Raw genomic sequence first — 23,748 nt, forward strand, 5'->3', positions numbered from 1 at the left:
GGAAAGGGTCGCACGACCCGGCAGGGGGAGCACCGATGACGGTTCACACGACGGCGGCGACGCACGCGGACGCCCCGGTTCCGGTGGTACGGGACCTGCGCGGCCGGGGCGGTCGCTCACCGCACACGCTCCGGTTCGCCGAGGGGGACGTGGTGGTGGTCTCCGGCCTGCCCGGCAGCGGCAAGACGACCCTGCTGCGCCGGGCCGTCACCGGCGTCGGCATCGACTCGCAGGACACCCGCCGCGCCTGGGAGGCCCGGATGGGCGGGGTGCCGTACGCGCTGTACCGGCCGGTAGTAAGGGTCGCCCACTTCCTGCGGATGCACCGGGCGCTGCGGTCGGGCGGCGGCCTGGCGGTCCACGACTGCGGCACCCACGCCTGGGTGCGCTGGTCGCTGGCGCGGGCCGCGGCGCGGGGCGGCCGCGCGCTGCACCTGGTGCTGCTCGACGTCTCCCCGGAGACGGCCCTGGCGGGCCAGGTCGCCCGTGGCCGCAAGGTCTCCTCGTACGCCTTCGCCCGCCACTCCAGGGCGGTGCCCCGCCTGATAGCCGCGGTGGCGCGGGGCCGCCTGCCGAGAGGGGTGGCGTCGGCGGTGCTGCTGGACAGGGAGGCGGCACAGACGGTGAACCGGATCGCCTTCGAGGAGGGCCCCGGCCGGGGCTAGAGTTTGAGCACGGGGACGACGCAACCTCCTGCTTTTCAGGGGCGCGGGGCTGTGACATGTGCGGCTCCGCCGCGTGGGCGCGACCACCAGCCAGAATCGGCTCGCAGATGAAGGACGGCAGATGGACCTGCTCCACCCACACGGCGGCGGAGGCTGGCCGGGCAACGAGCTGGAGGAGGCGCTGGCGGCCTCGCTCGGCGTCCCGGGCGCGGGCCCCCGGCTGATAGAGGTCCTGGGACGCAACCCGGTCTGGATCCCCCTCCCCAACGGCGGCAGCCGGGACAGCGCCGACCTGGACCTCCCCACCATGGAGATCGCGGGCCTGCCCTACGTCCCCGTCTACAGCTCCGAGCAGCAGTTCCTCCAGTGCGTCGGCCCGCACATGTCGTTCGCCGTGGCCCCCGCCGTGGAGTTCGCCCGCGGTCTGCCCCCGCAGCTCGGCATCGCGCTGAACCCGGAGGGCGCCGTCGGCGTACCGCTGCCGCCGCCCGCCGTCGCCGAGCTGTGCCGCACCGGGCGCACCGCGCTCGACGGGCCCGCCTCCGGCGCCCGGGTGCGGCTCTTCGAGCCCGACTGGCAGGAGGACCCGGTCGACTTCCTGTCCGCCGCGGCCGAGGAGTTCGACGCCACCGGCGTGGTGCGCACCGCCCGCCGCGCGCTGGCCTCCATCGAGGGCGACTCCCCGACGCTCTTCATCGGCGTGGAGTTCTCCACCTGGGACGGGGCCGGGCGCAACGCCCCCATGGAGGCGCTGGGCCGGGCGCTGGGCCGGGTCCCGGTCGGCTGGCCGGTGAACCTGGTGCTGCTCGACGTGGCCCAGGACCCGGTGGGCGACTGGATGCGCGAGCGAGTGCGCCCCTTCTACACGCGGGCCACCCCCTAGCCGCTCCCGCATAAGCTGGTTTCATAATCCGTAGACCCCCACGGCCGCACGCCTGTGCACCGGCGGCGCGGGGGAACGAAGAGGGGCGGGACCCAGGGTGAGTGCGTCAGGCACCGCGGCGGCCGGGCAGGTCGAGCACATGCTGCGCCAGGTGGCCCCCGGACGCTACGACGCGTACGAGGCGCTGCTGCACGCCCTCGCCGACCCCTCCTCCGGCCGGCTGTGGATGCTGCTCTGGCACGGCCGGCCCGGCGCCCCCGACGCGCAGTACGGGAACATGGAGGTCGACGGGGTGGCGTACGCGCCCTGTGTGACCTCCGCCCAGGAGCTCTCCGCCAGCGGCTGGAACCGGGCCCACGAGGTGGTCACCGGCCGTGACATCGCCCGCACCCTCTACCCCGACCGGTACGGGATCTGGCTCAACCCGCACGCCCCCGGCGGCGGGGTCGGCATCCCCTGGCCGGATCTGCGCCGGATCGCCACCGGCCTGGACCGGATGCCCGCGGGCCCGCTGCGGATCACCGAACCGGCCGTGGAGATCCCGCAGTTCTACGCCCTGCTGGCGCAGCACGCGCACCGCACCCCGGCCGTCCGGGCGCTGCGCCGCGCCTGGGTGCAGCCCGCGCTCGGCACGCCATATCTGGCCATCGGGCTCGACCTCTACGACACCGGGCCGCAGTCCGTGGACGCGGTGCGCGCGATGATGCAGCAGGCCGTCGCCGCCGTGCCCGACGGTCTGCCGGTGTCCACGGTGGCGCTGTCCGACGAGTACGACCCGGTCGGGATGTGGCTGCGCGCCAAGGGGCGCCCCTTCTACGACCGCGAGGCGCATTCCGCCCCCGCGGCCCCGGCGGGCGGGTACGGCTACCCCCCGGCTGCCCCGCGCGCCTACTGACGTCACACGTAACACCTGCACAACACACCTCAAACCCTTCCCCATCAGTCACCGGTGTCCCGGTTGCCCTGACTGCTCCACCCAATTCGGCCATTCATCAAGGCAGTTGGGTGACATGACCGATCTGGTCGGTTAGTGCACGACTGGTCCGCTCAGACGATCACGACGTCCGGATAACGGAAGCCGTCTGACCGCATCACGTTTAGGCAACCATTCACCGTCAGGTCTGGCGGGTGATCGCGAACGCGTTGAAGACTCCCGGCTAACAAGGGCCGGTTGGCCCGTCGCAGATCACCGCACCACCTGATGGAACAAGCCGCCACAGCGGCTGGTACGGGCCGGCCATCCGCCGGCCGGGAGGGGTCAGAGGCACTGTGACCGCACCGCTCGAGACCACCGGATCGGCTGCCGAGGTGCCGCCGGAGGCAGTACTCACGGGGGCCAAGCAGAGCCAGATCGAGGGCCGTTCACTCGGACAGATCGCCTGGACGCGCTTCAAGCGCGACAAACTCGCGGTCGCCGGTGGCGTCGTCGTCGTCCTGCTCGTCCTGCTCGCCGTTCTCTCCAAGCCGATCCAGTGGGCGTTCGGGATGGATCCGAACGAGTTCCACCAGGACCTGATCGACCCGGCCCTGCTGGCGCCCAAGGGAGCCTGGGGCGGGATGAGTTGGGAACACCCGCTGGGTGTCGACCCGCAGTACGGGCGCGACATCCTGTCCCGGATCATCGAGGGCTCCTGGGTGTCGCTGCTCGTCGCGGGCGGCGCCACGCTGCTCTCGGTCGTCATCGGCGTGATCATGGGCGTCACGGCAGGGTTCTACGGCGGCTGGGCGGACACCCTGATCAGCCGCGCGATGGACGTCTTCCTGGCGTTCCCGCTCCTGCTCTTCGCCATCTCGATCTCCGCGTCCCTCCAGGACGGGGCGTTCGGAATGACCGGGCTGCCACTGAGGATCAGCGTGCTGATCTTCGTGATCGGCTTCTTCAGCTGGCCGTACATGGGCCGTATCGTCCGGGCCCAGACGCTCAGCCTGCGCGAACGCGAGTTCGTCGAGGCGGCCAAGAGCCTCGGCGCCCGCGGTCCGTTCATCCTGATCCGGGAGCTGCTGCCGAACCTGGTCGCACCGATCCTGGTCTACTCCACGCTCCTGATCCCCACGAACATCCTGTTCGAGGCCGGACTCAGCTTCCTCGGCGTCGGCATCTCGCCGCCGCAGGCATCGTGGGGCGGAATGCTCTCCACCGCGACCGACCTCTACGAGGCGGACCCGCAGTACATGATCGTGCCGGGCCTGGCGATCTTCATCACGGTCCTGGCGTTCAACCTGCTGGGCGACGGGCTGCGAGACGCCCTCGACCCGCGAGGCAAGTAAGCACGCGGCACCTGCCACACACGACACATCTGCCGCAACCATCCATAGAGGGGGCATTCCTCAGGTGAAGACGAGAAAAGCGACCGTCCTGATCGCTACCGCCGTGGCGCTGACGCTGGGGGCCACCGCGTGCAACGACTCCAAGGACGACAAGTCCGGCGGTAGCGGCACCAAGTCCGCCGCCGACGCCGGTCTGACCCAGATCGTCAACAAGTCCGACAAGAAGGGTGGCACCGCCACCTACGCGATGTCGGACGTCCCGGACTCCCTGGACCCGGGCAACACGTACTACGGCTGGGTGCAGAACTTCTCCCGCCTGTACGGCCGCACGCTCACCACGTTCAAGCCGGCCGCCGGCAAGGACGGCCTGACCGTGGTCCCGGACCTCGCGGAGTCGCTCGGCAAGCCCAGCGCCGACGCGAAGACCTGGACGTACACCCTGCGCAAGGGCCTGAAGTTCGAGGACGGCACGCCGATCACCTCGAAGGACGTCAAGTACGCCGTCGAGCGGTCGAACTTCGCCCCCGAGGCGCTGTCCAACGGCCCGACGTACTTCAAGTCCCACCTGATCGACGGTGACAAGTACGAGGGTCCGTACAAGAACAAGGACCCCAAGGGCATCGCGTCCATCGAGACGCCGGACGACAACACCATCGTCTTCAAGCTGAAGGACGCCTTCGCGGACTTCGACTACCTGGCGACGTTCTCCCAGACGGCTCCCGTGCCGAGGGACAAGGACAAGGGCGCGACCTACGTCCAGCACATCGTCTCCTCCGGCCCGTACAAGTTCGAGTCGTACGAGGAGGGCAAGGGCGCGACCCTCGTCCGCAACCCGCAGTGGGACCAGAAGACCGACCCGATCCGCCCGGCCCTGCCGGACAAGATCAGCATCCGGTTCAAGGTCAACGCGGTCACGGTCGACAACGACCTGCTCGCCGACAACCTGACCGTCGACGCGGCCGGCACCGGTGTCTCCCCGCAGACCCAGCCGAAGGTCATCACCAACCCGAAGTACAAGGCGCAGACGGACGGTTCGTACGCCGGTGCCACCTCGTACATCGGTCTGAACGTGCACGTGGCCCCGTTCGACAACGTGCACTGCCGCAAGGCCGTCCAGTGGGGCATCGACAAGGCGTCGATCCAGGCCGCCGCGGGTGGCGCGCCCAAGGGTGACGTCGCCTCGACGCTGCTGCCGCCGTCGGTCAACGGCTACGCCAAGTTCAACCTGTACGAGACCCCGGGCGACAAGGGCGACGAGGCCAAGGCCAAGGACGAGCTCAAGCAGTGCGGTCAGCCGAACGGCTTCTCGACCAACCTGACGGCCCGCTCCGACCGCCCGTCCGAGATGGCCATGGCCACCGCGGTCCAGGCGTCGCTGAAGAAGCTCAACATCAACGCCGAGATCAAGTCCTTCCCCGCGGGCAAGTACTTCCAGAACTTCGCCGGCAACCCGCAGTACGTGCACGACCACAAGCTCGGCATGATCATGACCGCGTGGGGTGCCGACTGGCCGACCGGCTTCGGCTTCCTGGACCAGATCATCAACGGCTCGGCCATCAAGCCGTCCGGTGGCAACAACGTCCAGGAGCTGAACGACCCGGCGATCAACAAGGCGCTGAACGACGCCATCGCCAACACGGACAAGGCCGCCCGTGAGAAGGCCTGGGGCGACATCGACAAGATGGTCGCCGAGAACGCCTCCGCCGTGCCGCTGATCTACCGCAAGAACCTGCTGTTCCGCCCGAACTCCGCGACGAACGTCACGGTCACCCAGGCGTACCTCGGTATGTACGACTACCTGCTGATGGGTTCCTCCAAGTAAGCGGCTGAGCCCCCGAGTTCTTTGAAAGGCAGGTGAAGGCTCCGGTGCCCGCCGGGTCGGGAAGACCCCCGGCCTGGCGGGCACCGGTTGCCGGACAGCTGTGGCTGCGTACATCATCCGACGCGCTTTCGGCGCGGTGGTCCTGCTGCTGATCGTCAGCGCGGTCACCTTCGCGATTTACTTCCTGGTGCCCCGGCTGGCCGGCCAGACGATGGACCAGTTGGCCGCCCAGTACGTGGGCAAGGACGCCAATGCCGGTGCGATTGCCGCGGTGAAGAAGAACCTCGGGTTCGATCAACCGCTCTACACCCAGTACTGGCACTTCATCAAGCAGATCTTCGTCGGCGCGACCTACAAGTTCGGCCCCGACGCCTCGGTCTGCAACGCCCCCTGCTTCGGCTACTCGTTCAAGAACCACGTCGAGGTCTGGCCGCAGCTGACCCAGCGCATCCCGGTCACCTTCTCGCTCGCCATCGGTGCGGCCGTCATCTGGCTGATCTCCGGTGTGGCGATCGGCGTCGTCTCCGCCCTCAAGCGGGGTTCGTTCATGGACCGCATCTTCATGGCGATCGCCCTCGCCGGCGTCTCGCTCCCGATCTTCTTCACCGGAATGCTGGGCCAGGGACTGTTCACCGTCCAATGGCCCATCTGGAACGGTGTGCACTATGTGAACTTCACGGACAACCCAGCCGACTGGGCCTGGAACCTGCTGATCCCCTGGTGCAGCCTCGCCTTCCTCTACTCCGCGCTCTACGCCCGGCTCACCCGGGCCGGAATGCTGGAGACGATGGGCGAGGACTACATCCGCACCGCCCGCGCCAAGGGCCTGCGGGAGCGGACCGTCATCGGCAGGCACGGCCTGCGCGCCGCGCTCACCCCGATCGTCACCATCTTCGGCATGGACTTCGGTCTGCTGGTCGGCGGCGCGGTCATCACCGAGCAGGTCTTCTCCTTCCCGGGCCTCGGCTTCTACGCGGTCGACGGCGTCCGCAACAACGACCTCCCGGTCGTCATGGGCGTGACCCTGGTCGCCGCCTTCTTCATCGTTCTCTGCAATCTGCTGGTGGACCTGGTGTACGCCGCGATCGACCCCAGGGTGAGGCTCTCGTGAGCGACCTGAACAAGACCGGCGCGGCCGTCGGCGAGCCGGTGGCCGAGCGCCCCGCCGACACCGGGGAGGCGTTCCTCTCCGTACGGGACCTGCGCATCCACTTCGACACCGACGACGGCCTGGTCAGGTCCGTCGACGGGGTCAGCTTCGACATCAAGCCCGGCAGGACCCTCGGCATCGTGGGCGAGTCCGGCTCGGGCAAGTCGGTGACCTCGCTCGGTGTGATGGGGCTGCACCGCAGCGCCAACGCCAAGATCTCCGGCGAGGTGTGGCTGGACGGCGAGGAGCTGATCGGCGCCGACCCCGACCACGTACGGCGGCTGCGCGGCCGGAAGATGGCCATGATCTTCCAGGACCCGCTCTCCGCGATGCACCCGTACTACTCGGTCGGCGCGCAGATCGTGGAGGCCTACCGCGTCCACAACGAGGTCTCCAAGAAGGTCGCCCGCACCCGCGCGATCGAGATGCTCGACCGGGTCGGCATCCCGGAGCCCGGCAAGCGTGTGGACTCGTATCCGCACGAGTTCTCCGGCGGTATGCGCCAGCGCGCGATGATCGCGATGGCGCTGGTCAACAACCCCGAGCTGCTGATCGCGGACGAGCCGACCACCGCCCTGGACGTCACCGTCCAGGCGCAGATCCTGGACCTGATCCGCGATCTGCAGAAGGAGTTCGGCTCCGCCGTCATCATGATCACGCACGATCTGGGCGTGGTCGCCGAGATGGCGGACGACCTCCTGGTGATGTACGGCGGCCGGTGCATCGAGCGGGGCCCCGCGGAGAAGGTCTTCTACGAGCCCCAGCACCCCTACACCTGGGGCCTGTTGGGATCGATGCCGCGCATCGACCGCGAGGAGACCGAGCGGCTGATCCCCGTCAAGGGCTCGCCGCCGTCGCTGATCAACGTGCCGTCCGGCTGCGCCTTCAACCCGCGCTGCCCGTACGCGGACCTGCCCAAGGACAACGTCACGCGCACCGTGCGTCCCGAGCTCAAGCAGTGGGACGACGCCGAAGGGCACTTCTCCGCCTGCCATATGTCGCAGGAGGAGCGGACCCGTATCTGGACCGAAGAGATTGCGCCGAAGCTGTGAGCGACAAGAAGCCCACGGGCACCGAGAAGGCGATCCCGGAGCAGTCGGCCGCCTCGCCCGAGCCGATCCTCAAGGTGGAGGGGCTCACCAAGCACTTCCCCATCAAGAAGGGCCTGCTCGGGCGGCAGACCGGTGCGGTCAAGGCGGTCGACGGCGTCTCCTTCGACGTCCGGGCGGGTGAGACCCTCGGCGTGGTGGGCGAGTCGGGCTGCGGCAAGTCGACGATGGGCCGCCTGGTCACCCGGCTGCTCGAACCGACGGGCGGCAAGGTCGAGTTCGAGGGCCACGACATCACGCACCTGTCGGCCGGGCGGATGCGTCCGCTCCGCCGCGACATGCAGATGATCTTCCAGGACCCGTACGGCTCGCTGAACCCGCGCCACACCATCGGCGGGATCGTCTCCACCCCCTTCCGGCTCCAGGGCGTCACGCCCGAGGGCGGGGTGAAGAAGGAGGTCCAGCGGCTGATGGAGCTGGTGGGCCTCAACCCCGAGCACTACAACCGCTATCCGCACGAGTTCTCCGGCGGACAGCGCCAGCGCATCGGCATCGCCCGCGCGCTCGCGCTCAACCCGAAGCTGGTCGTGGCGGACGAGCCGGTGTCGGCGCTCGACGTGTCGATCCAGGCGCAGGTGGTCAACCTTCTGGACGACCTCCAGAGCGAGCTGGGCCTCACCTATGTGATCATCGCCCACGACCTGTCGGTCATCCGGCACGTCTCGGACCGGATCGCGGTGATGTACCTCGGCAAGATCGTGGAGCTCGCCGACCGCAAGTCGCTGTACTCGGCCCCCATGCACCCGTACACCAAGGCACTGCTTTCGGCCGTGCCGGTGCCGGACCCCAAGCGCAAGGGCGTCAAGAGCGAGCGGATCCTGCTCAAGGGCGATGTGCCGTCGCCCATCTCGCCGCCGAGCGGCTGCCGCTTCCACACCCGGTGCTGGAAGGCGACGGAGATCTGCAAGACGCAGGAGCCGCCGCTGATCGCCCTGAAGACGGGCCATCAGGTGGCCTGCCACCACCCGGAGAACGCGCCGGACCAGGCCCCGGGCGAGACGGTGCTGCCCGAGGCGCGGGAGTCGGTGGAGGTGGTGTCGATGACGAAGGCCGAGGCTGTGGCGGAGGCGTCGACAAAGACCGAGCCGGTCGCCGGGACCGAGGCGGCGGATGAGGCCACTGAGACGGCCGCCGACGCGGAGGCGCCGGAGGCTTCCGAGCCTGCGGCGGAGTCCAAGGCGGAGCCCGCATCGGAGCCCGGGGCGAAGTCCACATCCGGACCGGACTCCACCGTTCAGGAGTCAACCGACAAGTAACGCATGACGGTTCGGCAAAGTCATGTTCACGCCGAAACGGGAGAGTGCAGAGTCTGCCTGTCCGTACGCACGGAAACGCGTTCGAAGGGCAGACCCATGGCACTCTCCCGTTCGGCACGCCGTACCTCACGGCTGCTCGCCCTCGCCACCGCGGCGGCATCGGCCTTCACCATCGCCGCCGCACCCGGCGGCGGCTCGCCCGGCGCCGCGGGCATCGGCGACCCCTACTTCCCCGACCTCGGCAACGGCGGCTTCGACGCCCTCCACTACGACCTCGGGGTCAGCTACCACCCGGACTCCGGGCGGCTCGACGGGCGTACGACGATCACCGCCCGCGCCACCCAGACCCTCACCAGCTTCGACCTCGACCTCCAGAAACTCACCGTCGACGCGATACGGGTGAACGGCAGACCCGCCGACTTCACCCGCAACGGCGACGAGATCCTGGTGACGCCCCGTCACAAGCTGCACAGGGGCCAGGAGTTCGAGGTCACCGTCGTCTACGGCGGCGTTCCCGTCGCGCTCAACGGCCCCATCGTCTTCGGCTCCGACTACGGCTGGATGAAGACCAAGGACGGCGTCTTCGTGGCCTGTGAGCCGAACGCCGCCTCCACCTGGTTCCCCTCCAGCGACCACCCCGCCGACAAGGCCACCTACGACATCCGCATCGACGCCCCCAAGGGCCTGACCGGTGTCTCCAACGGCCGGCTGGTCTCCTCGTACGACCGCGGCGACCGCTCGTACTCCCACTGGCGCGAGAACAGGCCCATGGCGACGTACCTGGCAACGGCGACCATCGGCAAGTTCGACGTGCGGACCGGGAGGACCCCGGCCGGGACGCCGATCTATGTGGCGATCGACCCGGTGCTCAAGGGGCAGAACCAGGTCGACGTGTACGGAGTGACGGCCGAGGCCACCGACTACTGGTCCGAGGTCTTCGGCCCGTACCCCTTCGAGGAGACGGGTGCGATCGTCGACGACATGCCGCAGGCGGGCTTCTCGCTCGAAGTGCAGTCCAAGCCCGCGTACTCGGCGGTGCGCAACGAGACCACCATCGTCCACGAGCTCGCCCACCAGTGGTTCGGTGACTCGGTCTCGGTGGCGCAGTGGAAGGACATCTGGCTCAACGAGGGCTTCGCGAGCTACGCGCAGTGGCTGTGGGAGGAGCACAAGGGCCGGGGGACCGCCCACGACCTGGCCCGCGCCTACTACAACCGGATCCCGGCCGGTGACGCGTTCTGGCAGATAAAGGTCGCCGACCCGCAGCGCGACACGATGTTCGCCGGGGCCGTCTACCGGCGCGGCGCGCTGACGCTCCAGGTGCTCCGCGAGCGCATCGGCGACCAGGCGTTCTTCAAGCTGCTGCCCGCGTGGACGAAGCTCCACCGGTACGGCAACGCGAACACGTCCCAGTTCGTCGCGCTGGCCGAGAAGATCTCGGGACAGCAGCTGGACGACCTCTTCCAGACCTGGATCTACTCGACGGGCAAGCCGGCCTGGTGAGCCGGTCCCGGTAGGGCGGCCAGGCCGGGAGCGCGAGCACCGGACATGTCCGGCTGAAAACTTCGAGTAAAAATGTCAGGTGCTCCACGAACTGTTCACCCCCTCCGTCCAGCATGCGCTCGACCTCGTCGGAATCTTCGTCTTCGCGATCTCCGGCGCGCTGCTCGCCGTACGCAAGAACTTCGACGTGTTCGGCATCGCGGTCCTGGCCGAGGTCACCGCGCTGGGCGGAGGGCTGTTCCGTGACCTGATCATCGGCGCGGTACCGCCCGCCGCGTTCAGTGATCTCGGGTACTTCATCACGCCGCTCCTCGCCGCCGTCCTGGTGTTCTTCCTCCACCCCGAGGTCGAGCGGACCCAGAACGCGGTCAACGTGTTCGACGCGGCGGGCCTCGGCCTGTTCTGCGTCACGGGCACGACCAAGGCGTACGACTACGGGCTCGGCCTCACCTCGTCCGCGGCCCTGGGCCTGGCCACGGCGGTCGGCGGCGGCGTCCTGCGCGACATCCTGGCCAACGAGGTCCCGTCCCTGCTCCGCTGGGACCGCGACCTGTACGCGGTCCCGGCGATCGTGGGCGCCACGATCGTGGCCCTCTGCATCCGCTTCGACACCCTGAACGCGGCGACGAGCGGCGCCGCCATCATCACGGCGTTCCTGCTCCGCCTGGCGGCGATGCGGTACCACTGGCGCGCGCCGAGGGCATGGAACCGGAGGAGCGCGGCGGCGGAGGAGTAGGCCCTGGCGGGGCCCGGTGTTCGTCTGCGGGTGGGTGGGTGGCTGGTCGCGCAGTTCCCCGCGCCCCTAAAAGCGCCCCTGCGGGCCGCCCAGGGGATTGCCGCGGAGCGGCATCTTTAGGGGCGCGGGGAACTGCGCGAGCAACCGGCCACCGGCCCGCAGACGAACGAGGAAGCGGGGTGCAGGGGCCGCAGGCCCCGCAAGCGGGGGCCGGGGGCGTAGCCCCCGGGAGACCACCTCAGCCCACCACCCACCCCCGGAGGGTTTAGGGAAGGGGCGGGGCGGGGCAAAAAAAGCTACCGCTCAGTAACGTACCCGTGTACCGTGGCCGCATGGCACAGGCAACGATCGGGGACAGCGAGTTCGACCGGGACACCGCCGTCACCCCGCGCGAAGACGAAGACGGCGTCTACGACGCCCACCTCTCGGCGGGGTGGACGATCATCCACGCCGTGAACGGCGGATACCTCCTCGCCCTCCTCGGCCGCACCCTCGGCCAAGCCCTCCCGCACGCCGACCCCTTCAGCGTGACGGCCCACTACCTCACCCCCTCGGCTCCCGGCCCCGCCGTCGTCCGCACCCAGCGCGTCCGCACCGGCCGCACGCTCTCCACCGGCCAGGCCTCGCTCTTCCAGTACGACGAGAACGGCGCCGAGGTCGAGCGCATCCGCGTCCTCGCCTCGTACGGCGACCTGGACGCCCTCCCGGACGACGTGCGCACCACGGCCAAGCCGCCGGCGATCCCGCCGATCGAGCACTGCCTCGGCCCGGCCGACGCCCCCGCCCCGATCCCGGGCAGCTCGGCCATCACCGAGCGGCTGATGCTGAAGCTCGACCCGACCACCCTCGGCTGGGCGGTCGGCGCCCCCTCGGGCAAGGGGGAGATGCGCGGCTGGTTCGGCCTGGCCGACGGCCGCGACCCCGACCCGTACTCGCTGCTGCTCGCCGTCGACGCCCTCCCGCCGACCGCGTTCGAGATGGGCCTGACCGGCTGGACGCCCACGGTCGAGCTGACCGCGCACATCCGCTGCCGCCCGGCACCCGGCCCGCTGCGGGTCTCCATCACCACCCGCAACCTGGCCGGCGGCTTCCTGGAGGAGGACGCCGAGGTCTGGGACAGCGCCGACCGCCTGGTCGCCCAGTCCCGCCAGCTGGCCCGCGCCCTGCGCACGCCGTAACCCGTACGCCCCTCCGCCGGGCCGCCGCCCTCCGCTCAGCTCTCAGTCGAGCTCTCAGCCGAGTTCTCAGCCGAGCTCTCAGTCCAGCCAGTGGCGGCGGCCCAGCGTGACCAGCCTCAACTGCCGCCGCGCGGTGGCCAGTACGGCCTCCTCGGCCCGCCGCGCCGCCTCGTCGCCGCCGTCCGGGTCCGCACCCGCGCCCGCCTCCAGGATCGCCGACGCCGTCATCACCATGTGGTCGACATAGACCCCGGCCAGCATCCGCAGATCGGCCGCGCTCCACCCCTGCGACTCGGGGTCCGCGCCCAGCGCCTCGGCCACCTCGTCGGCGAACCGCCGCAACTGCACGCCGATGGCGGCCCGCACCGGCGCCACCCCGCCGTGCCGCTCCCGCGCGATGAAGCGGACGTGCGCCGGGTGCGCCCGTACGTGCGTGGCGATCAAGGCCACCGCCCGGTCGATGCGCTCCTCGCTCCCGCCGGTCGTCACGATCGCCGCCCGGATCGTCTCGTGCAGACTCCCCAGCGCCTCCTCGACCAACGCCACCCCGAGGTCGGCGGTGTCCTTGAAGTGCCGGTAGAACGCGGCGGGGGCGACCCCCACGGCCCGGGTGACCTCGCGAAGGCCCAGGCTGCTGAGGCTCTGGTGCTCCAACAGCCCGAGTGCCGCGTCCAGGAGGGCCTGACGCGTCTTCTGCTTCTGGGCCTGTCGGATCCCGAGAGTGTGGCTCATTCCACTCAGTAAACAGCTGTTCGCTGATTTTGGAAAGGCTAGACTGGGTAGTCAGTGAACAGTCGTACTCTGAACGGCGGACTCCGCAACGGACTCCAAGAGCGACTGGTCCAAAACGACTGATCCAAAACGATTGATCCGAAACGAGACCAAGAGAGGCACCCCATGCTTTTCCTCGTCGCAGCCCTCCTCCTGCTGGGGGTCGTGCTGGGCTCAGCGGCGCACCTCCCGCTCCCGGTCACCCTCGTCGCCGCCGGCGCCATCGGGCTCTGGCTGATCGTCTTCGCCGTACGTGAACGCTTCTCGTCGCACCGGAGGGCCTGACCATGGAACTCGTCCTGAACCGCCGCCGTGTCCGTGACAAGGACGCCGACGGCATGGCCGTCGCCGCCTTCGTCCTCGGTCTGCTCGGCCTGCTGGTCATGAACGTCGTGCTCGGCCCGATGGCCATCGTGCTCGCCGGCCTCGCCCTGCGGTACCGCACCACCCGACGCGGCCGCGCCTGGCTCGGACTCGCCCTCGGCTTCGCCGACCTCGCGGTCCTCGCGGCCCTGGCGATGGCCGACGGAACCGTCTCCTGGGGGCTCGGCGCCTGAGGCCGGTCCGGGTGGCTCGTAGAATCGGGCCCACCATGGCTTACCTCGACCACGCCGCGACCACCCCGATGCTCCCGGAGGCGGTCCAGGCGATGACCGCCCAGCTCACCGCCACCGGCAACGCGTCCTCGCTGCACGCTGCCGGACGCCGGGCCCGACGAACCGCCGAGGAGGCCCGCGAGGAGCTCGCCGAGGCACTCGGCGCGCGGCCCAGCGAGGTCGTCTTCACGGCCGGCGGCACCGAGGCCGACAACCTCGCCGTCAAGGGCCTGTACTGGGCCCGCCGCGACGCCGACCCGCGCCGGGTCCGGGTCCTGGCCAGCCCCGTCGAGCACCACGCCGTGCTCGACGCGGTCCACTGGCTCGCCGAGCACGAGGGCGCGACGGTCGAGTACCTCCCCGTCGACCGGTACGGGCGGGTGCACCCCGAAGCCCTGCGCGAGGCGATCGCGCGCGACCCCTCCGACGTGGCCCTGGCCACCGTCATGTGGGCCAACAACGAGATCGGCACGGTCCTGCCGGTGGCCGAACTCGCCGCCGTGGCGCGCGAGTTCGACGTGCCGCTGCACGCCGACGCGGTGCAGGCCGTGGGCCAGCTCGACGTCGACTTCGCCGCGTCGGGTCTGGCCGCGATGACGGTCTCGGGCCACAAGATCGGCGGCCCGTACGGCATCGGCGCGCTGCTGCTCGGCCGTGAGTACACCCCCGTGCCCGTGCTGCACGGCGGCGGCCAGGAGCGCCATGTGCGCTCCGGCACGCTGGACGTCCCGGCGATCGCCGCCTTCGCGGTGGCGGGCCGGCTGGCCGCCGAGCGCCGCGCCGACTTCGCCCGGGAGGTCGGGGGCCTGCGCGACCAGCTGGTCGACGCGGTCCGCGAGGCGGTCCCGGACGCGATCCTGGGCGGTGACCCGGCCCCCGGCGGCCGCCTCCCGGCGAACGCGCACTTCTCCTTCCCGGGCTGCGAGGGCGACTCGCTGCTGCTGCTCCTGGACGCCCAGGGCATCGAGTGCTCCACCGGCTCCGCCTGCACGGCGGGCGTGGCCCAGCCCAGCCACGTCCTGCTCGCCACCGGCACCCCGCCCGACCTGGCCCGGGGCACCCTGCGCTTCTCCCTCGGCCACACCTCCACGGAGGCCGACGTCCGGGCGGTGGCGACGGCGATCGGCCCGGCGGTGGAGCGGGCGAGGACGGCGGGGCTGAGCTGACGCCCCCGGCGGGGTGCGGCCCGGCCCGCACCCCGCGCCCGGGATACTCGCGAGCCACCCGCCCCGCACGCCACGTACTCTGGTGGGTGCTATGACGAAGACATCCCCGCGCCCCCTCCGTGTGCTCGCCGCCATGTCCGGAGGCGTCGACTCGGCCGTCGCCGCCGCCCGCGCCGCCGAGGCGGGCCACGACGTCACCGGCGTCCACCTCGCCCTGTCCGCGAACCCGCAGTCCTTCCGCACCGGCGCCCGGGGCTGCTGCACCATCGAGGACTCCCGCGACGCCCGCCGCGCAGCCGATGTCATCGGCATTCCCTTCTACGTCTGGGACCTCGCGGAACGCTTCCGCGAGGACGTCGTCGAGGACTTCGTCGCCGAGTACGAGGCGGGCCGCACCCCCAACCCCTGCCTGCGCTGCAACGAGAAGATCAAGTTCGCCGCGCTGCTCGACAAGGCCCTCGCCCTCGGCTTCGACGCCGTCTGCACCGGCCACTACGCCACGGTCGTCCTCAACGAGGACGGCAGCCGCGAGCTGCACCGCGCCAGCGACATGGCCAAGGACCAGTCCTACGTCCTCGGTGTCCTGGACGAGAAGCAGCTCGCCCACGCGATGTTCCCGCTCGGCGACACCCTCACCACCAAGGACGAGATCCGCGCCGAGGCCGAGCGCCGGGGCCTGGCCGTCGCCAAGAAGCCGGACAGCCACGACATCTGCTTCATCGCGGACGGCGACACCCAGGGCTTCCTGGCCAAGCGGCTCGGCAAGGCCGAGGGCGACATCGTCGACGAGTCCGGCACCAAGGTCGGCTCCCACGAGGGTGCCTACGGCTTCACCATCGGCCAGCGCAAGGGTCTGCGCATCGGCCACCCGGCGGCCGACGGCAAGCCCCGCTACGTCCTGGACATCTCCCCGGTGAACAACACGGTCACCGTCGGCCCCGTCGAGGCCCTGGACGTCACCGGCCTGACCGCGATCAAGCCCCGCTGGTGCGGCGACGCCCCGGCCGGCCCCGGCACGTACACCGCCCAGCTGCGGGCCCACGGCGGCGAGACGGCGGTGACGGCGGAGCCGGTGGACGGCGAGCTCGTGGTGAGCTTCGCCGAGCCGGTGCGCGGCGTCGCACCCGGCCAGGCGATCGTGCTCTACGACGGCACGCGTGTCGTGGGGTCGGCGACGATCGCGACCACCACGCGGCGTACCGAAGCGCTGGCCTAGTCCGCCGCGAGGGCCTCGCCGGGCTCGGTGTCGGACTCCGTGCCTATGAAGCACAGGTGGTCCTTTATCAACGTCACGGCCGCCAGCGGCTCGTGATAGGCCCAGGCCATGTCCGGCGCGTCCGGCAGCGACCAGTACGCGGCAACTCCCTTGTACGGGCATGTGGTCCGGGTGTCCGACGCGCTCAGCAGATCCAGGCGGACGTCCTCGGGCGGCAGGTAGTAGCGGACGGGCAGGCCGTCCTCGCGCACCAGCAGCGGGCGGGTGCTGTCGGCGAGCACCTGCCCGTCCCGCACCACCCGGACGCGGAGCGCGCCCTCCCTGGCGGCCTCGGCCGAGACGAGGTGGTCCGGGTCGTACGGCGGCGGCGGGCCCGGCGGGGGTGTCGCGGCGCCGGTGGGCTCGGCGAGGATCGTGTGAATCGTCGTAGTCATGCCCGCTCAACGGCCCATCGCCCGCTGCTTGTTCCCCCGATTCGCCGTTCGGGACACTGTTCACCCGTTCGAGTGGCGAAGGGCTCCCGGCGTACGGTTGAGCCATGAACATCTGCGTCTTCCTCTCCGCCGCCGACCTCGACGACCGCTACACCCGCCCCGCCCGTGAGTTCGCCGAGCTGCTCGGCAAGGGCGGCCACACCCTCGTGTGGGGCGGCTCCGAGAGCGGTCTGATGAAGGTCGTCGCGGACGGCGTGCAGGAGGCGGGCGGACGGCTCGTCGGTGTCTCCGTCGACTTCCTGGCGGCCAAGGCCCGCGCCAACGCCGACGAGATGGTCATCGCCAAGGACCTCGCGGAGCGCAAGGCGCTGCTCCTCGACCGGGCCGACGCCGTCGTCATCATGGTCGGCGGCACCGGCACCCTCGACGAGGCCACCGAGATCCTGGAGCTGAAGAAGCACGGCAAGCACACCAAGCCGGTGGTGCTGCTGAACACCGCGGGGTTCTACGACGGCCTCAAGGTGCAGTTCCGCCGCATGGACGACGAGGGCTTCCTGCCGCTGCCCCTGACTGACCTGGTCTTCTTCGCGGAGGACGCGGTCTCCGCCCTCGCCTACCTGGAGGAGTCGGCGGGCATCCAGTAGTGCGAGCATGTCGGGTATGGCTACACACCTGATCACTGGGGCAGGCTCCGGCATCGGCGCGGCGGTCGCGCGGCGACTGCACGAGCGCGGCGACGAACTCGTGCTGCTCGCGCGCGACGCCGGGCGCGCCAAGGAGCTCGCCGGGCAGCTCCCCGGCGCCCGCACCCTCGTCGCCGACCTCGCCGACCCGGACCGCATCTCCAAGTCGCTCGGCATGCAGCCGATGCCGGACCACCTCGACTCCCTCCTGCACATCGCGGGCGTCGTCGACCTCGGCCCCATCGGTGACCTGCGCCCCAAGACCTGGCACCAGCAGCTCAACGCCAACCTGATCTCGCCCGCCGAGCTCACCCGGCTGTTCCTGCCCCAGCTGCGCGCCGCGCGCGGCCATGTCGTGTTCGTGAACTCCGGCGCCGGGCTCAACGCGCACGCCGAGTGGGGTGCGTACGCCGCCTCCAAGCACGGCCTGAAGGCGCTCGCGGACTCGCTGCGCCAGGAGGAGCACGCGGGCGGGGTGCGCGTCACCTCCGTCTACCCGGGCCGCACCGCCAGCCCCATGCAGGCCAAGGTGCACTCGCAGGAGGGCAAGGAGTACGACCCGGCGAAGTTCATCGACCCCGAGTCGGTGGCGACCACGATCCTCATGGCGATCGACCTGCCGCGCGACGCCGAGGTCAACGACCTGACGGTGCGGCCGGGCCGATGAGCGACGCCGTCAGCGACTTCCCCTGGGGCGCGGCCACCGGCGTGGGCTCCATGCCCGGCGGCGACGCGCGCGAGGCCGCCAAGACCGTCACCGGCTCCCTCATCGGGGCAGACGGCTCGGCCGGCGACTTCCCGTTCCTGCCCGAACTGCCCGCGCGCGGCCCCGGCGCCGACATGATCGGCCGCACCGCCGGGCTGCTCGTCGAGATGTACGCGCGCGTGGAGCCCAGCGGCTGGCGGCTCGGGGACCGGCCGGGCCGCGACACCCGGCGGGCCCACTCCTGGCTGGGCGAGGACCTGGACGCCCTGGAGGAGTTCACCCAGGGGTACGAGGGTCCGCTCAAGGTCCAGGCGGTCGGGCCGTGGACGCTCGCCGCCGCCCTGGAGCTGCGGGGCGGCGAGGCCTCGCTCGGCGACCCGGGCGCCTGCCGGGACCTGGCCGGCTCGCTCGCCGAGGGCCTGCGCGCCCACCTGGCGGACGTGCGCCGCCGGGTGCCGGGCGCGCGGATCCTGCTCCAGCTCGACGAGCCGTCGCTCACCGCCGTGCTGCGCGGGCAGGTCAGGACCGCCAGCGGCTACCGCACCTACCGCGCGGTCGACCGGCAGGTCGTCGAGTCGGCCCTGCGGGACGTCGTCGCGGTCCACGACGGCCCCGTCGTCGTCCATTCCTGCGCGCCCGACGTGCCGTTCGCCCTGCTGCGGCGCGCCGGCGCCGCCGCCGTCTCGTTCGACTTCTCGCTGCTCACCGAGCGTGACGACGACGTGATCGGCGAGGCGGTGGAGAGCGGCACCCGGCTGTTCGCCGGAGTGGTCGGCGGCACCGACGGCCCATTGTCAGACCCTGCCGGTAGCGTCATGGGTGTCAGGACGTTGTGGCGCAGGTTGGGGCTGCATCCGGGGACTCTCGCCGAGTCCGTGGTGGTCACCCCGTCGTGCGGTCTCGCGGGCGCCTCGCCGGCGTATGCCCGCGCGGCCCTCGCGCACTGCGTCCGGGCGGCGAGATCGCTCGCGGACAACCCTGAGTGACGGGGAAGACGGGAAACGGGAGGACATGACAGTGGCTGGCGAACAGAACGACGTGGTGCCCGCGGACGCACGGGAGAAGCACGCGCTCCTCGCCGAGCAGGTCGAGGAGCACCGCTTCCGGTACTACGTGAAGGACCAGCCGGTCATCAGCGACGGCGAGTTCGACAAGCTGCTGCGCGGCCTGGAGGCCCTGGAGGAGGAGTATCCGGAGCTGCGCACGCCGGACTCGCCGACCCAGAAGGTCGCGGGGGCGTACGAGACGGACTTCGCCTCGGTGGAGCACCGCGAGCGGATGCTGTCGCTCGACAACGCCTTCGACGACGAGGAGCTGGCCGCCTGGGCCGAGCGCGTCGCCAAGGACGTCGGCACCTCCGCGTACCACTACCTGTGCGAGCTGAAGGTCGACGGCCTCGCGGTCAACCTGACGTACGAGCACGGGCGGCTGACCCGCGCCGCCACCCGTGGCGACGGCCGCACCGGCGAGGACATCACGCCCAACGTCCGTACGATCGCGGACATCCCCGACCGCCTCAAGGGCGACCGCGTCCCCGACCTGGTCGAGATCCGGGGCGAGGTCTACTTCCCGATGGAGGCCTTCGAGGGGCTGAACGCGCGTCTGGTGGAGGCGGGCGACAAGCCGTTCGCCAACCCGCGCAACGCGGCGGCCGGTTCGCTGCGCCAGAAGGACCCCAAGGTCACCGCCACCCGCCCGCTCCACATGGTGGTGCACGGCATCGGCGCGCGCGACGGCTTCACCATCGACTGCCTCTCGCACGCGTACGAGCTGCTGCGCGAGTGGGGCCTGCCCACCGCCCAGCACAACAAGGTGGTCGGCTCGCTGGACGAAGTGCGGGAGTTCATCGCGTACTTCGGGGAGAACCGCCACTCGGTGGAGCACGAGATCGACGGCGTCGTCGTCAAGCTCGACGAGATCCCCCTCCAGGGCCGCCTCGGCTCCACCGCGCGCGCCCCGCGCTGGGCGATCGCCTGGAAGTACGCGCCGGAGGAGGTCAACACCAAGCTGGTCAACATCCGCGTCGGCGTCGGCCGCACCGGCCGCGTCACGCCGTACGCGCAGGTGGAGCCGGTGACCGTGGCGGGCTCCGAGGTCGAGTTCGCCACCCTGCACAACCAGGACGTGGTCAAGGCCAAGGGCGTCCTCATCGGCGACACGGTGGTGCTGCGCAAGGCCGGTGACGTCATCCCGGAGATCCTGGGTCCCGTCACGGACCTGCGGGACGGCACCGAGCGGGAGTTCGTGATGCCCGCCGAGTGCCCGGAGTGCGGCACCGCGCTGCGGCCCATGAAGGAGGGCGACATCGACCTGCGCTGCCCCAACGCGCAGTCGTGCCCCGCCCAGTTGCGCGAGCGGCTGTTCTACCTCGCGGGCCGCAAGTGCCTGGACATCGAGAACTTCGGCTATGTCGCCGCCGCGGCCCTCACCAAGCCGCTGGAGCCGTCCGAGCCGCCGCTGCTCGACGAGGGCGACCTGTTCGACCTGACCATGGACCGGCTGCTGCCCATCAAGGCGTACGTCCTGGACCAGGACAGCGGGCTGCCCAAGCGCGACCCCAAGACCGGCGAGGAGAAGGTCGCCCTGGTCTTCGCCAATATGAACGGCGAGCCGCGCAAGAACGCGGTCTCGATGCTGGAGAACATCGCGGCCGCCAAGGAGCGCCCGCTGGCCCGGATCCTCACCGGTCTGTCGATCCGTCATGTCGGCCCGGTCGCCGCCGAGGCGCTGGCTCGCGAGTTCCGTTCCGTCGAGCGCATCGAACAGGCCACCGAGGAGGAGCTCGCGGCCGTCGAGGGCGTCGGCCCGACCATCGCGGCCTCCCTGAAGCAGTGGTTCGAGGAGGAGTGGCACCGCGAGATCCTGCGCAAGTGGAAGGCCGCGGGCGTCCGCATGGAGGAGGAGGGCTCCGGCGAGGACGAGGGCCCGCGTCCGCTGGAGGGGCTGACGGTCGTGGTGACCGGAACGCTGGCCCACCACACCAGAGATGGCGCGAAAGAAGCGCTCCAGAGCCGTGGAGCGAAGGTAACCGGTTCCGTTTCCAAGAAGACGTCGTTCGTCGTCGTCGGGGACAGCCCTGGTTCGAAGTACGACAAGGCGATGCAGCTGAAGGTTCCGGTTCTCGACGAGGACGGGTTCGCTGTCCTGCTGGAACAGGGTCCCGAGGCTGCTCGCGAAGCGGCTGTGCCGAGCGCTGAAGAGGGGGAATAAGAGGAGTGGAAGGCTCCTCTCGGACGGCACCGGGTCACCCGTTCAGCGCATAGCAGACGGATCGAGGTGCCCAGGTCGCATTCGGGCAAGAGCTGTAGACCGCTGCCCGTCGGAGCCTTCCGCGGCCTACTGTTGTGATGAGCGCCAGTCGTGCACGGCTGAAACGGGGAGCTTGGGGGAGTTCCCGGTCGTGGTGGCATGACAGAGGGGCCATCGCGTGGCATCGGCACCGCCGGCTGTGAGAGGGACGGGAATGAAACCGACCGAGAGCACCGCCCCGGCCGCACGGCTGCGCGGGTTCGCGGGATTCTCCTCCAGGCTGACCGCCGGCGTCCTCGGGACCGCCGCTTTCGCCCTGGCCGTGGGGTTCTACCGGGCCCTCGACACGGGCGACGCCCTCTTCCCCGGCTCCACCACGGGCTGGGCGCTGGCCGTCCTCACCGGGATCATCGTGGGTCATCTGGTCGCGCTCGGGCGCGACCGCTGGTGGGGCGGCACCGGCTCCGGCGCCGCCCTCACCCTCGCCGTGCTGCTCCTGTACGGCTGGGTGCCGGCCGGGCTCGTCTCCATGGCGGTGGTGGTGCTGGTCGGCGCGGCCCGCCGGCACCGCTGGCGCCAGGGCGTGCTGCACGGCGCGGTCGACATCCTCGGCATCGGCGCGGCCGCGCTGGTGCTCGCGGTCTTCGGCCACCATCCCAGCGTCCGCTCACCCTGGTGGCCCACCGAGTGGACCGTCTCCTCGGCCCCGGTGGTGGTCCTGGCCGCCGGAACGTATCTGGTGGTCACCCGGATACTGCTCTGGTACGCGCTGGCGCCGCGCGGCGGCGGACTGCCCACGGTCGCCCGGACGGCCCTGCTGCGGCAGGGCCTCGTCGCGGTCGCCCTGCTCGGCATCGCCCCGCTCATCTGCGTGGTCGCGATGGCCCTGCCGGTCCTGCTGCCGCTCTTCGCGGTCCCGCTGATCGCCCTCGACTCCACGCTGTGGATCGCCCGCGCCCGCGCCGAGGAGCAGCTGCGCGACCCGCTCACCGGGCTGCCCAACCGCCAGTGGCTCCTGGAGCGCACCTGGGCGGCCCTGGAGGAGGCCGAGGGCCCCGGCAACCGGGCCGCCCTCGTCCTGATCGACATGGATCGGTTCCGCTCGGTCAACGACACCCTCGGCCACCTCGCCGGGGACCGGCTGCTCCTCCAGATAGCCGAACGGCTGCGGCTCGCCCTGCCGCGCGGCGCCGAGGCGGCCCGGCTCGGCGGCGACGAGTTCGCCGTCCTGCTGCCCGTGGCGGACTCCGCGACCAGCACCATGCGGATAGCCCGCGGCCTGGTCGCCGAGCTCTCCTCGCCGCTCGACCTGGACGGGCTCACGCTGGTCCTGGAGGCCAGCGCGGGCGTCGCCGTCTACCCCGACCACGCGCTGGACGCGGAAGGCCTGCTGCGCCGGGCGGACGTGGCGATGTACCAGGCCAAGCGGGACCGCACGGGCGTGGAGGTGTACGAGTCGAAGCGGGACTCCAACACCCCCGACCGGCTGGGCCTGTTGGGCGATCTGCGGCGCGCGCTCGACGCGGGCGACGTGGAGCTCCACTACCAGCCCAAGGTCCGCTTCGACGGCCAGGTGGCCGGGCTCGAGGCCCTGGTGCGCTGGGTGCACCCGGAGCGCGGCCGGGTCCCTCCCGACGAGTTCATCGCCATCGCGGAGTCCTCGGGCCTGATGCCGCACCTGACCGAGTACGTCCTGGAGACCGCGCTCGCCCAGGTCGCCCGGTGGCGGGCGCAGGGGCTCACCGTCCCGGTCGCGGTCAACGTGTCGCCGCGCGACGTCCACACCCCGGGCTTCGCGGGTGCGGTGGCGGCCCGCCTCGCCCGGCACGGGGTCCCGGCGGGCGCCCTCCAGCTGGAGATAACCGAGCACGTCCTCCTGGAGGACCCGCAGCGGGCCGCCGACACCCTGGCGGGCCTGACCGGCCACGGCGTGAAGATGTCCCTGGACGACTTCGGCACCGGGTACTCGTCGCTGGTGCACCTGCGCCGGCTGCCGGTCAGCGAGCTCAAGATCGACCGCTCCTTCGTGGCCCGCCTCGCCGTCGACAACGAGGACGCCGAGATCGTCCGCTGCACCCTCGACCTCGCCCACTCGCTCGGTCTGCTCGTCGTCGCCGAGGGCGTCGAGGACGACGAGACCTGGGAGCGGCTGCGCGACCTGGGGTGCGACGCCGTCCAGGGCTGGCTGGTCGCCGCCGCGATGCCGCCCGCCGAGGCCACCGCCTGGCTGCTCGCCCGCGGTTCACGCGGCTGGCAGCGCCCCGCCGACCTGGAGGCGGCGGCCAGGTCCGCCGCCGCGGCCGAGGAGCCGTCGGGCACGCCGGTCCAGTGACCCGGCGCGCCCGACCGCGCGGTGC

22 protein-coding genes are annotated in these 23,748 nt (G+C 71.1%); 20 read left to right on the forward strand and 2 right to left on the reverse strand.

Annotated features, from left to right (window positions below; translation table 11 throughout):
• Window positions 1-35 precede the first annotated feature (35 nt).
• The 11 genes from BX283_RS27875 to BX283_RS27925 all read left to right on the forward strand — a co-directional run bounded on the left by BX283_RS27875 (window position 36) and on the right by BX283_RS27925 (window position 12,570).
• Entirely contained in the window at window positions 36-665 is a 630-nt protein-coding gene (locus BX283_RS27875; protein ID WP_257583901.1) for an AAA family ATPase, read from the forward strand.
• A gap of 121 nt (window positions 666-786) precedes the next feature.
• Entirely contained in the window at window positions 787-1,548 is a 762-nt protein-coding gene (locus tag BX283_RS27880; protein ID WP_101390243.1) for an enhanced serine sensitivity protein SseB, read from the forward strand.
• A 97-nt stretch (window positions 1,549-1,645) separates the two neighbouring features.
• Complete coding sequence (locus tag BX283_RS27885) at window positions 1,646-2,443, forward strand: enhanced serine sensitivity protein SseB C-terminal domain-containing protein (RefSeq protein ID WP_101390244.1); 798 nt, start codon at window positions 1,646-1,648, stop codon at window positions 2,441-2,443.
• Between the two features lie 374 nt (window positions 2,444-2,817).
• Window positions 2,818-3,816: an ABC transporter permease gene (locus BX283_RS27890; RefSeq protein WP_101390245.1), complete on the forward strand. Its 999-nt coding sequence runs from the start codon at window positions 2,818-2,820 to the stop codon at window positions 3,814-3,816.
• A 64-nt stretch (window positions 3,817-3,880) separates the two neighbouring features.
• On the forward strand, window positions 3,881-5,638 hold the full coding sequence (locus BX283_RS27895; RefSeq protein WP_101390246.1) for an ABC transporter substrate-binding protein: 1,758 nt from the start codon (window positions 3,881-3,883) through the stop codon (window positions 5,636-5,638).
• A 100-nt stretch (window positions 5,639-5,738) separates the two neighbouring features.
• Window positions 5,739-6,749 (forward strand): ABC transporter permease, encoded by a 1,011-nt coding sequence (locus tag BX283_RS27900; protein ID WP_101390247.1) that lies wholly within the window; start codon window positions 5,739-5,741, stop codon window positions 6,747-6,749.
• Window positions 6,746-7,840, forward strand: coding sequence for an ABC transporter ATP-binding protein (locus BX283_RS27905; protein WP_101390248.1), 1,095 nt, complete (start codon window positions 6,746-6,748; stop codon window positions 7,838-7,840). The genes BX283_RS27900 and BX283_RS27905 overlap by 4 nt, the downstream gene beginning before the upstream one ends.
• Window positions 7,837-9,153 (forward strand): ABC transporter ATP-binding protein, encoded by a 1,317-nt coding sequence (locus tag BX283_RS27910; RefSeq protein ID WP_101390249.1) that lies wholly within the window; start codon window positions 7,837-7,839, stop codon window positions 9,151-9,153. Before BX283_RS27905 ends, BX283_RS27910 begins: the two co-directional genes overlap by 4 nt.
• 96 nt (window positions 9,154-9,249) lie before the next feature.
• A complete protein-coding gene (locus tag BX283_RS27915; protein ID WP_101390250.1) occupies window positions 9,250-10,656 on the forward strand; it encodes a M1 family metallopeptidase in 1,407 nt (468 codons plus the stop codon).
• A 79-nt stretch (window positions 10,657-10,735) separates the two neighbouring features.
• Window positions 10,736-11,392 (forward strand): trimeric intracellular cation channel family protein, encoded by a 657-nt coding sequence (locus BX283_RS27920; protein WP_101390251.1) that lies wholly within the window; start codon window positions 10,736-10,738, stop codon window positions 11,390-11,392.
• Between the two features lie 332 nt (window positions 11,393-11,724).
• Complete coding sequence (locus BX283_RS27925; RefSeq protein ID WP_101390252.1) at window positions 11,725-12,570, forward strand: thioesterase family protein; 846 nt, start codon at window positions 11,725-11,727, stop codon at window positions 12,568-12,570.
• 78 nt (window positions 12,571-12,648) lie between these two features.
• Here BX283_RS27925 and BX283_RS27930 read toward each other — a convergent pair whose 3' ends face one another.
• Complete coding sequence (locus tag BX283_RS27930) at window positions 12,649-13,302, reverse strand: TetR family transcriptional regulator (protein WP_101390253.1); 654 nt, start codon at window positions 13,300-13,302, stop codon at window positions 12,649-12,651.
• 165 nt (window positions 13,303-13,467) lie between these two features.
• Here BX283_RS27930 and BX283_RS40770 point away from each other — a divergent pair, with 165 nt between their 5' ends.
• From BX283_RS40770 to mnmA, 4 genes are all read left to right on the forward strand, one after another.
• A complete protein-coding gene (locus BX283_RS40770; protein ID WP_180357271.1) occupies window positions 13,468-13,626 on the forward strand; it encodes a hypothetical protein in 159 nt (52 codons plus the stop codon).
• A 2-nt stretch (window positions 13,627-13,628) separates the two neighbouring features.
• Window positions 13,629-13,898 (forward strand): DUF4190 domain-containing protein, encoded by a 270-nt coding sequence (locus tag BX283_RS27935; protein WP_101390254.1) that lies wholly within the window; start codon window positions 13,629-13,631, stop codon window positions 13,896-13,898.
• A 35-nt stretch (window positions 13,899-13,933) separates the two neighbouring features.
• Entirely contained in the window at window positions 13,934-15,103 is a 1,170-nt protein-coding gene (locus BX283_RS27940) for a cysteine desulfurase family protein (RefSeq protein WP_101390255.1), read from the forward strand.
• A 91-nt stretch (window positions 15,104-15,194) separates the two neighbouring features.
• Window positions 15,195-16,319 carry a tRNA 2-thiouridine(34) synthase MnmA gene (gene mnmA / locus BX283_RS27945; RefSeq protein ID WP_101390256.1) on the forward strand — a complete coding sequence of 375 codons (1,125 nt, stop codon included), beginning with the start codon at window positions 15,195-15,197 and terminating at the stop codon, window positions 16,317-16,319.
• Here the strand turns inward: mnmA and BX283_RS27950 are convergent.
• A complete protein-coding gene (locus BX283_RS27950; RefSeq protein WP_257584396.1) occupies window positions 16,316-16,618 on the reverse strand; it encodes a DUF427 domain-containing protein in 303 nt (100 codons plus the stop codon). The genes mnmA and BX283_RS27950 overlap by 4 nt on opposite strands.
• 239 nt (window positions 16,619-16,857) lie before the next feature.
• Between BX283_RS27950 and BX283_RS27955 the strand changes: the two genes are divergently transcribed.
• From BX283_RS27955 to BX283_RS27975, 5 genes are all read left to right on the forward strand, one after another.
• Complete coding sequence (locus BX283_RS27955; RefSeq protein WP_101390258.1) at window positions 16,858-17,397, forward strand: TIGR00730 family Rossman fold protein; 540 nt, start codon at window positions 16,858-16,860, stop codon at window positions 17,395-17,397.
• 7 nt (window positions 17,398-17,404) lie between these two features.
• Window positions 17,405-18,103 (forward strand): SDR family oxidoreductase, encoded by a 699-nt coding sequence (locus tag BX283_RS27960; RefSeq protein WP_101390259.1) that lies wholly within the window; start codon window positions 17,405-17,407, stop codon window positions 18,101-18,103.
• The gene (locus tag BX283_RS27965; RefSeq protein WP_101390260.1) at window positions 18,100-19,128 is read left to right on the forward strand and encodes a methionine synthase; all 1,029 of its coding nucleotides are present in this window, start codon (window positions 18,100-18,102) and stop codon (window positions 19,126-19,128) included. The genes BX283_RS27960 and BX283_RS27965 overlap by 4 nt, the downstream gene beginning before the upstream one ends.
• 25 nt (window positions 19,129-19,153) lie before the next feature.
• Window positions 19,154-21,352, forward strand: a complete 2,199-nt coding sequence (gene ligA, locus BX283_RS27970; RefSeq protein WP_373979299.1) for an NAD-dependent DNA ligase LigA — start codon at window positions 19,154-19,156, stop codon at window positions 21,350-21,352.
• A gap of 253 nt (window positions 21,353-21,605) precedes the next feature.
• A complete protein-coding gene (locus BX283_RS27975) occupies window positions 21,606-23,723 on the forward strand; it encodes a bifunctional diguanylate cyclase/phosphodiesterase (RefSeq protein WP_101390261.1) in 2,118 nt (705 codons plus the stop codon).
• Window positions 23,724-23,748 lie beyond the last annotated feature (25 nt).

Source organism: Streptomyces sp. TLI_146 (assembly GCF_002846415.1).
Classification (GTDB): domain Bacteria; phylum Actinomycetota; class Actinomycetes; order Streptomycetales; family Streptomycetaceae; genus Streptomyces.